This window comes from Patescibacteria group bacterium (assembly GCA_041661505.1).
Classification (GTDB): Bacteria; Patescibacteriota; Patescibacteriia; order Patescibacteriales; family JBAZCA01; genus JBAZCA01.
Genome location: JBAZUF010000006.1, coordinates 1 through 14632, shown reverse-complemented (window position 1 = coordinate 14632; position 14632 = coordinate 1). Strand labels below are relative to the sequence as shown.

Below are 14632 nucleotides of genomic sequence, written 5' to 3'. Positions count from 1 at the left end.
ACTCTGCCATCAAAAAATCCACCTGTAAAGGTGGATTTTTGTTTTTAGCCAAATCTTTCAAAAGCGATTATTTCTGGGGCAGGACATTAACGATTGTAGAAATTTTCAGCTGATTGTTGAATTTTTTCAGCTTCTTTTTGGCGAATTTAACAAATCCGGCCGCTGTGGCGAAAAGCGTATCATCTCCGCCCTGCTTAACGTTTTTTCCGGCATGGAATTTTGTTCCCCGCTGGCGGATTATAATCGCTCCGGCTTTGGCATATTCACCGTCGTATAATTTTACTCCCAATCTTTTACTATGCGAATCGCGGCCTAACGCGGTTGATCCGCCGGCTTTTTTATGGGCCATATAAAAGCAATTATCAATTAACAATTAACAATTGTCAATTGATCTTTTATTTTTTTAAATTTTCAATTATCAATGCTAATTAAATTGTTAATTGAACATTGATAATTTAAAATTTACTATTGTAGCCCCACGGGGAATCGAACCCCGGTTTAATGGCTGAGAACCATTCGTCCTAACCACTAGACGATAGGGCCGTAAATATTATTCAAATTTTTTTCCGGTTACCCATCGGTGTCCGTTTACAAATTCTTCCGCGGCCATTTCTTTTTTTCCTTCCGGCTGAATCTTACTAATAACCAGCGCTCCTTGCCCGCATTTAACCCCCAGCCTTCCATTTATTAAAAATATTTCTCCCGGTATCATTAAATTCTTCGGCTCTAAAATCCCAATCTCCGCCGCGCTGATTTTAAATTTTTTTCCGTCAGCCTTAGTGAATGCTCCTGGCCAAGGGCTATAAGCCCGCACCATCCTCTCGATATCTACGGCCGATTTTTTCCAATCGATCTGTCCGTCGGATTTTTTCAGCGTCCGGACATAACTCGCCCGGCGGTCATCCTGCGCCTCTGGCATAATTTCTCCCCTCACATATTTTTCCAAAATCGGGACAAATACATCCAGACCGGCGGAAACCAGCTTACTAAAAAGCGTGCCGGTTGTTTCGGCCGCTTCAATACTTACTATATTTTGCCCTAAAATCGGCCCAGTGTCAAGCCCGGCGCCCATTTTCATTATAGTTATTCCCGTTTCAGAATCCCCGTTTAAAATCGCCGCCTGGATAGGCGATGCGCCGCGGTATTTTGGCAAGAGGGAAGCATGGACGTTAACGCATCCGTATTTTGGCAACAAAAGCAGTTCCTTGGGAATTATTTGCCCGTAAGCCGCGACGACTAATAGATCAATGCCGCGGATGAGATGGCTCGCGCCGGAAATTTTTTCCGGCTGGTATACCGGCAAACCGAGTTCTTCGGCCAATATTTTTACCGGCGGCTTTTTTAATTCGCGCCTTCTTCCGGCCGGTTTATCCGGCTGGGTAATTACCGCCGCAACTTCAAAATTATCAGCCTGAAATAAAGCTTTTAAAAAAGGGGCGGCAAAATCGGGCGTGCCGGCAAATACGGTTTTTATTAGTCCTCTTGCCATATTTATGTTATTATTATATTATCTCTGGCCGGAGTATGCCGCTCCTGCGCTGGTTTTAACTTTTATGGAAATAATCAATTTAATCATTTCAAGCCTTGTTTCTATAGCGCAAAATTTCAGCTACGGCGGAATTGTTTTTTTAATGACGGTAGAAAGCACTTTCTTTCCTTTGCCTTCGGAAATTGTAATCCCGCCTTATGCTTACTTGGCCGCCCAAGGGCAATTAAACTTATTCGGCGTAATCTTATCAGGGACGCTCGGCAGTGTAATCGGCGCTTCCATTAATTATTTCATATCCAGGGTAATCGGCCGGGCCATCGTCTACCGGATGGCTGACCATCGCTACGCCCGGTATGTTTTTATTAACCGGAAAAAAATGGAGGACGCGGAAAAGTTTTTTTTAAAAAGCGCCAACATGAGTACTTTTGCCGGCCGGCTTATACCCGGCGTCCGGCATTTAATCTCGATTCCGGCCGGAATTTTCGGCATGAAATTTTCCAATTTTATTTTTTACACTTCTCTAGGCTCGATTATCTGGGTCAGCCTGTTATCAGCCCTGGGTTATTTTTTCGGGCAAAACCAGGATTTGCTTCTAGCCTACTATAAAGAGCTGTCAATCGGAATCTTTACCTTGCTGGCTCTTGGGCTAATTATTCTTTTCTTCTATAAAAAAAATTCCCAGGCCAAAAAATCCTAACTTGATTTTTTATCTCTTCGCCTGATCGATTTTTTTAATGTTTCTGGCTTTGGCGATAAATAAGATGCCGTTTAGATGGTCAAGCTCGTGCTGTATTACCCGGGCTAAAAGGCCCTCGGCCTTAATTTTTTTCTTTTCGCCCTGGGCGTTAAAATACTCGCAAGTTACTTTTTTATAGCGCTTTACTTCGCCGAAATAACCGGGAACCGAGAGGCAGCCTTCTTCACCCCACTCGCGGGTTAAGGATTTTTTGGTAATCTTCGGGTTAACCAGCGCCAAAACCCCTTCTTTAGTGTTAATAACCGCGAGCTGGAGGCTCTTGCCGATCTGCGGGGCAGCCAAACCGGCGCCGTCGGACTTAAGCATCATCTCGGCCATATCCAAAACCAGCTGGCGGAAAACAGGCGTTTTTATAACTTCCTGGCTGATGGTTTTTGCCTTAGCGCTTAATATTTTATTGGGGTGTTTAACTATTTTCATTATATTTTAGCTCAATCTAGACTATTTATTTATAACATGTTAACAGCCGGATTTCAAGGTTGACAGCGGTTGAATATTGTTATATTGTTATTACATTGCCAGATTGTTTTATTGATAAATTGCGGCTACCGCCATTTATCCGTTGAATAATTTAGCAATTTTATTTTTAAAATCTTTCATGCCCTGGCTCATTTCCTTTGTCCGCCGATGAGGCGGATAATTCAGGGCAGAAGATCAAAAGGAAATCTATGGTTAAAATTCCTTCAATTGAAGAGATGTTAAAGGCCGGCATGCACTTTGGGCACCGGACTTCGAGGTGGCACCCGAAAATGGCGCCTTTCATTTTTACGTCGCGAAACGGCGTACATATTATCGACCTGGAAAAAAGCCAAAAGAAGCTGGAAGCGGCTTTAGAATACATAAAAAATCAGGTCGCCCAGGGAAAAAACATCCTATTCGTCGGAACCAAACAGCAGGTAAAAGACCAGATGAAAAAAATGGCCGTTGAAACCGGATCGCTTTATTCGACTGAAAGCTGGCTGGGCGGGCTCTTAACTAACTTTACGGTCGTCCGAAAGTCAATCAAAAAATATAATGATCTGGTCGAAAAACGGCAGACTGGAAAATTGGAAAAATACACCAAAAAAGAACGTCTGGAAATTGACCGCGAAATTGCCCGACTGGAATCAAAAGTCGGAGGCCTCGCCAGCTTAGACCGCGTTCCGGACATTATTTTCATCTGGGATCCGAAAAACGACCAAACCGCTTTAAAAGAAGCTAATAAAAGAGGCTTGCCGGTAGTCGCCGTCTGCGACACCAATACAAATCCGGTAGGGGTGGAATATATTATTCCTGCCAATGATGACGCGACAAAAACCGTTAAATTACTTCTCGCCGGAGTAAAGGAAGCTATTTTAGAGGGAAAAGAAAACAAAAAAATCGAAGACGCGAAAAAGAACGAGAATAAAGTTCTGCAAGCCAGATAACTTCGAACTAAAAACGCGTAAGCTTTACAATTAATATTAATCTATTTTTATGACGGATAAAATAAAAAGCCTGCGGGAAAAAACCGGCGCCGGCATGGTCGATTGTAAAAAAGCTTTGGATGAATCCGCCGGCGATTTAGAAAAAGCCGTCGAGATTTTAAGGAAGAAAGGGATTGCCAAAGCCTCAAAGCGGGAAGACCGCGAAGCGAATGAAGGCGTAGTTAAAGTCGATATCGATAAAGAGAAAAACAAGGCGTATATTTTGGAAATAAACTCCGAGACTGATTTTGTTTCAAGAAGCGGAAAATTCAAGGATTTTACCGAGGAAGTCTTTTCCTTAATCAAATCCGGCGAGCCGAAGAATTTGGACGAACTCATGGAGATAAAAATGTCCGACGGCAATTCCGTTAAGGACAATCTTAACAATTTAAGCGGCGTAATCGGAGAAAAACTGGGAGTTAAAAGGTTTAATATTATCGCATCGGCTGGTACTGTTGCCGCTTATTCTCATTCCGGTGGGCGGATTGGGGCGATTGTTTCTCTTGATAAGCGCGAGATGGACGATCTGGCTTATGAAATGGCAATGCAAATTGCCGCCGCCAATCCTAAATATATAAACCGCGAGCAAGTGCCGGAAGCTGATTTAGCCAAAGAAAAGGAAATTTACCGCGAACAGCTTATTAAAGAAGGGAAGCCGGAGCAGATGATTGAAAAAATTCTGCCGGGAAAAATGAATAAATACTTCGAGGAGATTTGCCTCGTTGACCAGGAATTCATTAAAGACGACAAAAAAAAGATTCGGGACGTTTTAGGTGATGCCGGTATTGAATCGCTTGTCCGCTACAGCCTTTAATCCTTAAACTTCTCTGCCGCAAGGCAGGCTGCCAGCCGTTATGCGCGTTGCCATAATCCAATTTTCACCCTGGGACAAGACTTACCATTTCGATCCTCGCGATCTGGCGGTTAAAACTGGCGATAAAGTAATCGTTAAGACCGATTTAGGGCAGGAGCTGGGCGAGGTGGTTAGCTTTGAAGAGATTGATATTGAAAAAATCCCAAGCGGCCAAGACGCCCCAAGGGAAATAAAGCCAATAACCCGCAAAGCTAATGAAGGCGACATTGAGCAGGTTTATAGCGCAAAAAAACGCGATGAAGCCATGGAAGTCTGTAAAGAGCTCATAAAAAAATACAATTTGCCGATGAAGCTGGTGGACGTCCGTTTTTCCTACGAAGGCTCGCGGATTACTTTCGCTTTTATCGCTGATTCGCGGGTTGACTTCCGCGAACTGGTTAAAGATTTAACCCGGCGCTTTAATTACGTAATCCGATTACAGCAAATCGGCATCCGGGACGAAGCAAAGATGATGGGCGATTATGGCCATTGCGGACAAAAGCTTTGCTGCGGAAATTTCCTGCATAACCTGGAGTCGATTACTTCTGACATGGCCGACCTGCAAGGCTGTAATAGCCGCGGCTCAGAGCGCATCTCGGGCATCTGCGGGCGCTTAATGTGCTGCCTTGCTTACGAAGCCCCGGGCTATAAGGAAATGGCGGCTAAACTTCCCCCAATCGGGACGGAGATGAAAGTCGGAGGCAAAAAGGGTATAATTATCTCTCACTGCATTATGAAAAGTTCGGTCAACGTAAAAGTGCCGGGCGATAAAGGCGAAGGAAACTCGATAGTCGAAGTAAAAATATAAATTTCTCGTAAAAACGTCCCGCCTCCTCGGGGCGTTTTTAAAAGTTAGCTTATAATAAATATTTTCCATGAAAGGCAAATCTTATCATATCATCACTATCGGCTGTCAGATGAATAAATCAGATTCAGAAAGAATCGCCGCTTACCTGGAAAATCTGGGTTTTAAATATTCCAAAGACCAATTTAAGGCCAGCTTAGTTGTTTTAACCACCTGCGCCGTCCGCCAGTCAGCCGAAGACCGAATCTACGGGCTTATCCCAAGGATTAAAGAGCATAACCCCAAGGCAAAAATTATCTTGACCGGCTGCTTAGCTTTGCGCCAGGACGTAATAAAACGCTTAAAGAAAAAGGTAGATTTATTTATCCCGGTAAGTAAAATCTATAATCTGGAGAAATGGCTTAAAGGTAAAAAAATCCTCCCCGCTACCAAAGACCAGCTCGATTGCGCTTACCTGAAAATTAAGCCCAAATACAGTTCTAGGGTTTGCGCCTTTATTCCAATCGGGAACGGCTGTAATAACTTCTGCTCTTACTGCGTTGTGCCTTACGCGCGCGGACGGGAAGTTTACCGGCCGGCAAAAGACATTATTAAAGAAGTTAAGAGCCTTATAAACAAAGGCTATAAAGAAATCAATTTAATCGCCCAAAACGTAAATAGCTACCGAGATCCAAAAAATCCATCCCATACTTTTCCAGCATTACTGCGTGCTATTAATAATATTCCTGGTGATTTTTGGATTCGTTTTTCTACCTCGCACCCAAAAGACATATCAGATGAGCTCGTAAACACGATTGCCCGTGGCAAGAAAATCTGTAAACACATCCACCTTCCGGTCCAGTCCGGCGATAATGAAATACTAAAAGCTATGAACCGGCGCTATTCGATCGCGCGCTACAGAAAACTAATTAATAAAGCCATGAAGGCCTGCCAAACGCCGGACAGTTTGCCAGCCTCGTTATCGACTGACATAATCGTCGGCTTTCCCGGCGAAACTAAAAAACAATTTCAAAACACGTCTAAACTGTTTAAAGATTTGAAATTCGATTTAGCCTATATCTCCCAATACAGCCCCCGCCCGGGAACAATAGCGGCAAAGAGGGAAGATAATGTGCCGAAGAGCGAAAAGAAAAGAAGGGAAGAGGAGCTCATGAAAATATTACGCCACACCGCTCTCGCCAATAATAAAAAATACGTCGGCCGCGTGGTTAAAGTGCTCGTCGAAGGTAAAACTAAAAAAGGCCAATTTTACGGCAAAACCGAGACGTATAAAGTAGTAAAATTCAGCCCTACCAGAGATAAGGATTTAACCGGCCATTTCGTCCCGGTTAAAATAACCAAAGCGCGTGATTTCGGGTTAGACGGAAAGATAGTCTAGCCAATAATTGCTAATCTAAGCCAAAGCGTGATATTATTAATGTAGCTTCAATGGATTCATGGATGATAAATTACTCATTGCAGATTGCCAGATACGAAGCACAATCAAAAACCACCTCCGCTTGAGATGGATTATGAAGTGGAGCCAAGGGGTATCGAACCCCTCTATCCGAATGTTAAGTACGGAATCCTCGCCATGAGGTGGCCCCTTAACTCCACGGAAAAATTATACCAGATTTTTCGACAAAACAAAAAGCCCGATTCCCGTTAGGGTTTCGGACTTTGGAAGTTCTGATAGATTCCGTACTTAACATTATTAGTATAACAAATATATATCCCTTGTCAATACCCTAAAAAATGTCTAATATTAGAGAAGTAGAAAAATTACAAATGTATTATATTTTTAACGCTTTCTCATCCACAAATGACTGAAAAAAATAAAAAAATAATCGTCATCCTCGGCCCGACGTCTTCGGGGAAAACCGGCTTAGCGGTTAAATTGGCGCGCAAATTCAACGGGGAGATTATTTCGGCTGATTCTAGGCAAGTATATAAAGGCATGGATATTGGCACCGGAAAGGATTTAGCGGAATATGAATATAAAGAGAAAGGGAAAACAGTTAAAGCACCGTATCACTTAATCGATATAGTTGACCCGAAAAAAGATTTTGACTTGTCTAAATACCAGGAGTTGGCTTCGGAAGCTATCGCCCGTGTCCTTAGCCGGGGAAAAACGCCAATTGTAGCCGGCGGTACGGGCCTTTATTTGCAAGCCATTGTTGACGGCTACAATTTGCCGCGGGTTAAACCGGACAAGAAACTGCGAAGCGAACTGGAGAAAAAAAACTTTGACCAGCTTTATTTTATGCTAAGCGAATTGAATCCTAAGTTTGCCGCTAAAATCCATGATAGCGATAAAAAAAATAAGCGGCGCCTGATCCGCTATATTGAAATTTACGGGGCCAAGGAAAAAATCAGCCGGCCGGAACCTAAAAAAAGCAATTACGAATTTTTAATTATCGGCTTAGAAGTCCCGAGAGAGGTGCTATTTAAGAGGATTTATAAAAGGCTAATCCATAGGCTTGAAGAGGAAGATATGATTAGGGAAGTCGAAAAATTGAATAACGCGGGCGTCAGCTGGAAGCGTTTGGAAAGTTTTGGGCTTGAGTATAAGCACATTGCTTTGTACCTGCAGGAAAAAATGGAGTATGAAGAAATGCTGGAGCGTCTATTTATAGCTATAAAGCAGTACGCGAAAAAGCAAATGAGCTGGTACCACCGCTGGGAGAGGCAGGGAAGAAAGATTAATTGGATAACCAAAATAAGCGAGGCCGAAAAGCTGGCAGGTAAATTTTTGAAATAAATGCTTCGAATTTACTGTATCAAAAGAGCCCTGGTTCGCAGGGCTCTTTTATTTTTAAAATTCTTAGGCGGCTTCGCTAAATTCCCGTCTGGTAAGCGCGTCCTTAATTTTTCACGCTAACCTTTCCGTGTCATTCTCTTTAGCGGCCATAGCCATGATGTTTGGCGCCAAAGCTTCGTCCAGCTTTGTATAAGGGTCTATCATGCCTTCGCCAGCCAGCCAGGTGAAAGCGTCATTTAATCTTTCCGCGATTTCTTCATCATGTCCAGTTTCCTTTACCGCTTCCTTTACCTGCTCCTGCAGCCCGCCAATCGCTTCCATCCCGGCTTCTGTTTGTCTAATAATTTTGTCTGGAGTTCCTTGTCCAATCATATTTTTTAAAATTATGAGTTAATTAATTTTTTCATAATTTCCTGCACCTTCTTAGGATTAGCCTTGCCTTTGGTGGCGGCCATCACCTGGCCGACTAAAAACTGGAGGACGCCTTCTTTCCCGGCCTTGTACTCGCTAACCTGCTTAGAATTTTTCGCTAAAACATCCTTAATCGCTTTTTCCAGTTCGGCCGTATCATCCATCTGCTCAAGCCCGAGTTCCGCCATTATATCCGTCGGGTCGCCTCCTTTTTTGTACATCACCTGAAGAATTTGCTGGGCGGCTGAACTGTTTATTTTGTCTTCATAAACCAGGCTCAACAGTTCGGCAAAATTTTCCGGAGTGATTTTTATATCTTTTATCGATAAGCTGTCTTCTTTTAGATGTTTAAATAATTCACTAATCAGCCAATTTGATGTAATTTTAGCTAATTTTTTCTTTTGCCTTTCCCAATTGTCGCCAAGGGCAATTATCCAGGCCCGAAGTTCCGAAATCACCTCTTCGGCATAACCGGCCAAAGCTTTTTCGCTCACCAATATGTCGGCGTCGTAATCGGACAAATCATATTCAGCCATAAACCGTTTTTTCTTTTCCATCGGCAGTTCAATTAGCCGGGATTTAATTTCTCCTATCCATTTGGCGTCGATTTTAATCGGCGGAATGTCCGGCTCGGGAAAATAGCGGTAGTCAGCCGAGGTTTCTTTTACGCGCTGGGAAAAAGTTGCCTGCTTGTTTTCATCCCACCCGAGGGTTTCTTGCAGGAGCTTCTCTCCCTCTTTAATCGCCTTAGTCTGCCGCCCGACTTCATAATCAATAGCCCTTTCCATGGCGCGGAAAGAATTGATATTTTTCAGTTCCACTTTCGGATTTAATTTATATTCGCCTTTGGCGCGGATGCCCCCCTGGCCGTCGCGCTCCCATTTTCCTTTTTCTTGGATGCTTACGTTCGCCTCGCAGCGCATCTCTCCTTTTTCCATGTCGGCATTCGAAATATCAAGGTAGCGCAAGACCTGCTGGTAAACCGTACTGAATTTTTTCGCCGTTTCCGCCGAATGGATTACCGGTTCGGTAACCATCTCGATTAAAGGGGTGCCGGCCCGGTTAAAATCAACCAAAGTGCCTTTGCCCGCCGGATGCAAAAGCTTTCCGGTATCCTCCTCAAGATGGATCCGCGTAATTTCAATTTTGTCGCCGTTTAAATCAAGATGGGCGCTGTGCACGAACGGTAAATCGTATTGCGATATTTGATAGCCTTTGGGAAGATCGGGATAAAAATAATTTTTGCGGTCGAATTTGGAAAGCTCATTTATTTTTCCGTTTAACGCGAGACCCAAAAGCAAAGTCCATTCGATAGCTTCCCGGTTCGGAACCGGCAGAGTTCCCGGATGAGCCATGCAGATCGGGCATACGGCCGTATTCGGCTCTTTGCCCTGCGAATCATTATCACAGGAACAAAACATTTTTGACTTGGTTTTCAGTTCGGCGTGGATTTCCAGGCCGATGACTATATCGTATTCCATAATTTTATCATTCAAATTTTCACTAAAACCTTTAAATTTTATCCTTCACTATTTTCCAAATTTGCTCATGCACCGCGTCAACGCTTTGGTTGGCCTCAATCTTAATCCAACCATATTCTTTAGCTAATTGCAAATGCGCCTCCCGCGCTCTTTTAATAAGCTCCTCATTTTCTTCATGCTTATGGCCGGCTTCTTTCGCTTCCTTAAACCTTTCGCCGTCTAAGAGTATGGCCGCATCCTCCGGCAGAATAAATTTTTTAAGGTATTTTAGCAAACTCTCGTCAACGCCGGCGGCTATCCCCCAGGCGATGGAAGTCCCGAAATAATCTTCGGCTACTACGTTAATTCCTCTCCGGAGCGACTCATATAAAACCGGCTGGTTTATTAGGCGGTCGATGTAGTTTAATAATTGCAATTCCCGCGGCGAAAATTTGTACGGGTTGCCGGAACGAAAATATTCGTTTAATAATTTTCCGGCCGGCTCAACTTCATACCGGGGATACTTGATGGCGGCGGATTTCTTTCCCTCGCCGTTAATCCTGTCCGCGAGCATCTTCGCCTGGGTCGTTTTTCCCAGGTTATTTACGCCGTAAATTACAATGAATGTTCCTTTCATATTCGGACCGCGTATCCCGGCCGCAATACGCCCGGATCGCGCGTTATTTGGAAATCCTAGCCGATTTTCTCTTTTTTTACAATCTGATAAATCTTCTTATTTAATTCTTCCTTACTGCCTTCATTTACAATCATATAATCGGCAATAGCAATCGGTCCGCCTTTTTCAATATTTTCGATCTCGGTCCAGTCGCGGGTTTTAAAAGTCTTTTGGTCCTTTATCGGCCGCCAGTTTTTTCTCTTGGCCAGGCGCCGAAACCTTGCGTCGGGCGACGCGTGGACTGATATGACTTTAAACATGTCCTTATATTTTTCTTTGATTATTTTATATTCGGACCAGCTGTATAAACTCTCGATTAAAACTACCGGACTTTTTGATAAAGCCTTGCTTATTTTCGGCAAGGACATTTTAGCGTAAACGCCCATGCCGCCTTTTTTTCTTAACGCTTCCCGGATAATCCTTTCATTCTTATAATCCCACTTTATTCCTCTCCGCTTAATCTCGTCAAAAGTAATTTCCCCGAAATAAACCTTTGGCCAGCCGTATTTTTTCTGTAAATAATTTATTACTTCGGATTTTCCCGAACCGGCCATCCCGACTATCGCGTAAATTTTTTTCTTTTTCATAAATAAATATTAGGGAAGAGTGCTCTTGCATAAAGTGATAAAATCACTTTATTGACGCAAGAGCGCTCTTCGGTCAATAGCTCCTCCTGTATTTGGGAGCGTGCTCTGCCTCACAAGAGGCGCAAGTGTCTTTTCCCTTTGCCTGCCGAGACTTACTTAATCCATTTCGGCAAAACCGGCAATGGCGTCCGTATGCGCTCCGCGGTTGTTTCACTCCTTTCTTAACTCTCTCCTGAGCCATTCTCTCACCTCCCTTCGATTTTAGAATGTGCAAACAAATTTAGATTACTCTTTAACTCTGTCGTATTGCAATATAACTATTAGTCAAATTCAGTAATTGATTCATTAGCTGGATAAAACTTTGTATTTCAATGAAACTGTATTATTATTTATTTTCTCCATACTCATTAATTCCAGGTTCACGTTAAAATCTCCGTTAAACAAACCCAGTCCGGCGCCAAAAATCTTCGGTTCGACATTAATATATATTTCGTCAATCAAATCATTTTCTAAAAACATGGTATTGACTCCGGTTCCGCCGCCGACTAAAACTTTCTCATATCCCATTCCTTCGAGCTCTTCTAAAACTTTTTTCGGATCGCCCGAAACCCATTTAACGCCTTCTTGCGGCTTTGGATTGTCTTCTAAAGTAAATACGACGTTCAAGCGCCCCGGAAGAGGCGAGGGAAGGGTGAAAAAAGTTTTATCGCCCATGATTATGACCCCGCATTCTTTCGAAACTTGGCGAAACATTTTCTTGTCCTCCTTACTCGACCAATCCGGAAAATGGTCGCTTGATTTCGCGATTTTTCCATCGGCCGTAATTACCATCATTAATATTACTTTCATTTTTAAAAAATTATTAATGAATTATTCTCTTTAAAGTGTCGTATATAAATGATTACTGATGCATTACTATTGTAGAAATTTTTCCAATAATATTTTTTTGGCTTTTTCCAAAGCTTTTCCCCGGTGGTCAATCGCGCTTTTTTCATCAATCGTCAATTCGGCGACAGTTTTCCCCAGTTCCGGCAGATACATGATCGGGTCATAGCCAAAACCAAAATCTCCTTTGGGCTCTTGGGCAATTAACCCGGTAAGTTCGTCCTGGCAGGTGTGGATTATTTCCGCGGCTGGATCATAAATCGCAATCGCGCCGATAAACCTCGCGTTCCTTTTTCCGTCAGGAACATTTTCCATTTCATCAAGAATATTTAGGTATTTATGTTCGGAACTAGACCCTTGGTACCGTGAGGTGTGGATACCCGGACGTCCGCCCAAAGCGTCGATTGCCAAGCCCGAATCATCACCCAGCGTAAGGCATCCAAACCGATTTCCAAAAATCATAGCCTTAATAATCGCATTGCCTTCAAAGCTCATCGCGTTTTCTTCAACCTCCTTCACCGGCTCCCCTGAAATTTCATCCAGCGCCAATAATTCAAAAGGTAAATCCTTCAGCTTATATTTTATTTCTTCAACTTTCCCTTTATTTTTTGAGGCTATCAGCAATTTCCTCTTTGGCATAGATTTAATATCCTCCGATATTTGCAATTTCGGCCTTTATAGCCGAATGCGGGTTATAATTTTCCACTTTAATATCCTCGTATTTAAAATCGTCAATGTTCTTTATTTCTTTGTTTAGCTTTAAAACGGGAAAAGGCTGGGGAAGCCTGGTTAATTGCATCCTGGCTTGTTCAAAATGGTTGGAGTATAAATGCACGTCGCCGAAAAAATGTACAAATTCGCCAGGTTCAATTCCGGTAACTTGCGCGACCATTAGGAGCAGAAGGGCATAGCTCGCTATATTAAAAGGCACTCCCAAAAATAAATCGGCGCTTCTCTGGTATAGCCCTAAATTCAATTTTCCGCCTACCACGGCGAACTGGTAGGTGGTGTGGCAGAACGGGGGGACTTCGCTTTTGTTGCCGGCTGACGCCATGGCGTAGATAAAATCCGGGTTCCAGGCGGATACTACGTATGATTTGCGGTAAGGCTTATCTTTTAATCCTTGGATAGCGGCGCCTAACTGGTCAATTTCGCGCCCGTCAGAAGCCGGCCAGCGCCGCCACATCCGCCCGTAAATTGTTATTAAATCACCCCATTTTTTTACAAATTCGTTTTCCGGCGGCAAAGATTTTAGTTTTAGAATAAAATCAGCTTGCGCCATATCTTCATCCGGGCAATTTTCCAAACAATGCTTATGGTATGACTTCCAAGCCCACTCGTCCCATATATGGACATCGCGGTCAACCAAATATTTTATATTGGAGCTTCCGCTTATGAACCAAATAAGCTCTTCGATAATGCCCCGAGCGAATACTTTTTTCGTAGTCAGAAGCGGAAAGTTTTGGTTAAGATCGTAGCGGCACATCCTTCCGAAAACCGAACGGATAAAAGGCGGCTCCTCCCCCTTTTTTTTATATTCGGCCAAAACTTCAGGCGTAAAAAAAAGCTTTTTGTCGCTCCCGTTCTCCAGGATATCTTTTAACAAATCCAAATATTGGTATTCCGGATGGCGCATATGATTAATTATCAATTTTTAATTGCCAATTGATAATTGTTAATTGAAGATTGAATTTAAACTTGCGTTTCTTTGCCGTCGGTAGCGACGCGCCCGCCCTGCCATTGCCCGCGGTATTGGTTTCCTTCGCCTAAAACTTCATGGAAAGTAATATGCACTACCCGCGCGCCGAATGACACTTTAATATTGGATTTTCCCTGATTAGAGATGCCGAAAGTTAGTTCGCCCTTGTAGCCCGGCTGGACAATGCCGTTAAAAAGGCCTAAACCCGACCTAAAAAGAGTGGTACGGGGGAAAATAATTCCGGACAAGTTAACAGGCAAATTAACCTTCTCCATGGTTTTTATCAGATAATATTCGCCTGGTTCAAATACGAAAAAATTTTCGCTCTCCGGTTTATCATCCTCATGTTTGGCGACCAGATTTATTTTTGGCGTATCGCGTTCTTCTACGCCTAAAAATCCAGCCGCCTGGCCACGCTCGCTTGTTGGCAAAAGTTCATAAACCTCGCCCATGCGCAGGTCAAATCCAGCGCCTTCGGGATTATCCATCTCCCGCTCGCATAAATTTTCCACTAGATTTATTTCTCTTACCAGCTTATGCAATTCTTTAATTCCTAAAATCATAAATTATTTTTTACCTTTATCTTTTACCCACTAGCTTCGCTTTACTTCGTCAAGATAAAATCCCAGCTCTGTCTTAAATTCATTTAAGAATGAATCTGAAAATCCGGCAATGTCATAATCGTTGAAATTTTTTACATGGAATGCACCCCAAAATTCGGACACCTATTTCCACATAAAGCGGCAATGGTTTAAAATAGAATCAATAAGGATTTAAATTAATCATTGCCAACAATATGGCTAAACGAATTAGCCAGGAGGTAAA

17 protein-coding genes and 1 tRNA gene are annotated in these 14632 nt (G+C 43.0%); 6 read left to right on the top strand and 12 right to left on the bottom strand.

What is annotated here, in order from left to right; genetic code table 11:
- Positions 1-67 precede the first annotated feature (67 nt).
- The 3 genes from rpmA to fmt form a co-directional block, all read right to left on the bottom strand.
- Positions 68-349, bottom strand: a complete 282-nt coding sequence (gene rpmA / locus WC715_05400) for a 50S ribosomal protein L27 (protein ID MFA6171852.1) — start codon at positions 347-349, stop codon at positions 68-70.
- A 122-nt stretch (positions 350-471) separates the two neighbouring features.
- Positions 472-543 (bottom strand) — tRNA-Glu (locus tag WC715_05395).
- A 7-nt stretch (positions 544-550) separates the two neighbouring features.
- Positions 551-1489, bottom strand: coding sequence for a methionyl-tRNA formyltransferase (fmt, locus tag WC715_05390; protein ID MFA6171851.1), 939 nt, complete (start codon positions 1487-1489; stop codon positions 551-553).
- 4 nt (positions 1490-1493) lie between these two features.
- Here fmt and WC715_05385 point away from each other — a divergent pair, with 4 nt between their 5' ends.
- Positions 1494-2186: a DedA family protein gene (locus tag WC715_05385; GenBank protein MFA6171850.1), complete on the top strand. Its 693-nt coding sequence runs from the start codon at positions 1494-1496 to the stop codon at positions 2184-2186.
- A gap of 9 nt (positions 2187-2195) precedes the next feature.
- On the opposite strand, the gene def is transcribed toward WC715_05385, so the two are convergent.
- A complete protein-coding gene (def, locus tag WC715_05380) occupies positions 2196-2666 on the bottom strand; it encodes a peptide deformylase (protein MFA6171849.1) in 471 nt (156 codons plus the stop codon).
- Positions 2667-2914: 248 nt separating this feature from the next.
- On the opposite strand from def, the gene rpsB reads away from it, so the two are divergent.
- From rpsB to miaA, 5 genes are all read left to right on the top strand, one after another.
- Positions 2915-3652: a 30S ribosomal protein S2 gene (gene rpsB / locus WC715_05375; GenBank protein ID MFA6171848.1), complete on the top strand. Its 738-nt coding sequence runs from the start codon at positions 2915-2917 to the stop codon at positions 3650-3652.
- A gap of 49 nt (positions 3653-3701) precedes the next feature.
- Entirely contained in the window at positions 3702-4505 is an 804-nt protein-coding gene (tsf, locus tag WC715_05370; protein MFA6171847.1) for a translation elongation factor Ts, read from the top strand.
- Positions 4506-4545: 40 nt separating this feature from the next.
- On the top strand, positions 4546-5352 hold the full coding sequence (gene ricT, locus WC715_05365; GenBank protein ID MFA6171846.1) for a regulatory iron-sulfur-containing complex subunit RicT: 807 nt from the start codon (positions 4546-4548) through the stop codon (positions 5350-5352).
- A 67-nt stretch (positions 5353-5419) separates the two neighbouring features.
- Complete coding sequence (miaB, locus tag WC715_05360) at positions 5420-6727, top strand: tRNA (N6-isopentenyl adenosine(37)-C2)-methylthiotransferase MiaB (GenBank protein MFA6171845.1); 1308 nt, start codon at positions 5420-5422, stop codon at positions 6725-6727.
- Positions 6728-7150: 423 nt separating this feature from the next.
- Positions 7151-8089, top strand: a complete 939-nt coding sequence (gene miaA, locus WC715_05355; protein ID MFA6171844.1) for a tRNA (adenosine(37)-N6)-dimethylallyltransferase MiaA — start codon at positions 7151-7153, stop codon at positions 8087-8089.
- 111 nt (positions 8090-8200) lie between these two features.
- Here the strand turns inward: miaA and WC715_05350 are convergent, their stop codons facing one another.
- From WC715_05350 to WC715_05315, 8 genes are all read right to left on the bottom strand, one after another.
- The gene (locus WC715_05350) at positions 8201-8461 is read right to left on the bottom strand and encodes a hypothetical protein (protein MFA6171843.1); all 261 of its coding nucleotides are present in this window, start codon (positions 8459-8461) and stop codon (positions 8201-8203) included.
- An 11-nt stretch (positions 8462-8472) separates the two neighbouring features.
- A complete protein-coding gene (gene gatB / locus WC715_05345; protein MFA6171842.1) occupies positions 8473-9981 on the bottom strand; it encodes an Asp-tRNA(Asn)/Glu-tRNA(Gln) amidotransferase subunit GatB in 1509 nt (502 codons plus the stop codon).
- A 31-nt stretch (positions 9982-10012) separates the two neighbouring features.
- Entirely contained in the window at positions 10013-10597 is a 585-nt protein-coding gene (locus tag WC715_05340; protein ID MFA6171841.1) for a hypothetical protein, read from the bottom strand.
- A gap of 56 nt (positions 10598-10653) precedes the next feature.
- Positions 10654-11223, bottom strand: coding sequence for an AAA family ATPase (locus WC715_05335; protein MFA6171840.1), 570 nt, complete (start codon positions 11221-11223; stop codon positions 10654-10656).
- A 345-nt stretch (positions 11224-11568) separates the two neighbouring features.
- The gene (locus WC715_05330; GenBank protein MFA6171839.1) at positions 11569-12072 is read right to left on the bottom strand and encodes a dihydrofolate reductase family protein; all 504 of its coding nucleotides are present in this window, start codon (positions 12070-12072) and stop codon (positions 11569-11571) included.
- A gap of 66 nt (positions 12073-12138) precedes the next feature.
- A complete protein-coding gene (rdgB, locus tag WC715_05325; GenBank protein MFA6171838.1) occupies positions 12139-12747 on the bottom strand; it encodes an RdgB/HAM1 family non-canonical purine NTP pyrophosphatase in 609 nt (202 codons plus the stop codon).
- 4 nt (positions 12748-12751) lie between these two features.
- Positions 12752-13744, bottom strand: a complete 993-nt coding sequence (thyA, locus tag WC715_05320; GenBank protein MFA6171837.1) for a thymidylate synthase — start codon at positions 13742-13744, stop codon at positions 12752-12754.
- Positions 13745-13800: 56 nt separating this feature from the next.
- Positions 13801-14370: a hypothetical protein gene (locus tag WC715_05315; protein ID MFA6171836.1), complete on the bottom strand. Its 570-nt coding sequence runs from the start codon at positions 14368-14370 to the stop codon at positions 13801-13803.
- Positions 14371-14632 lie beyond the last annotated feature (262 nt).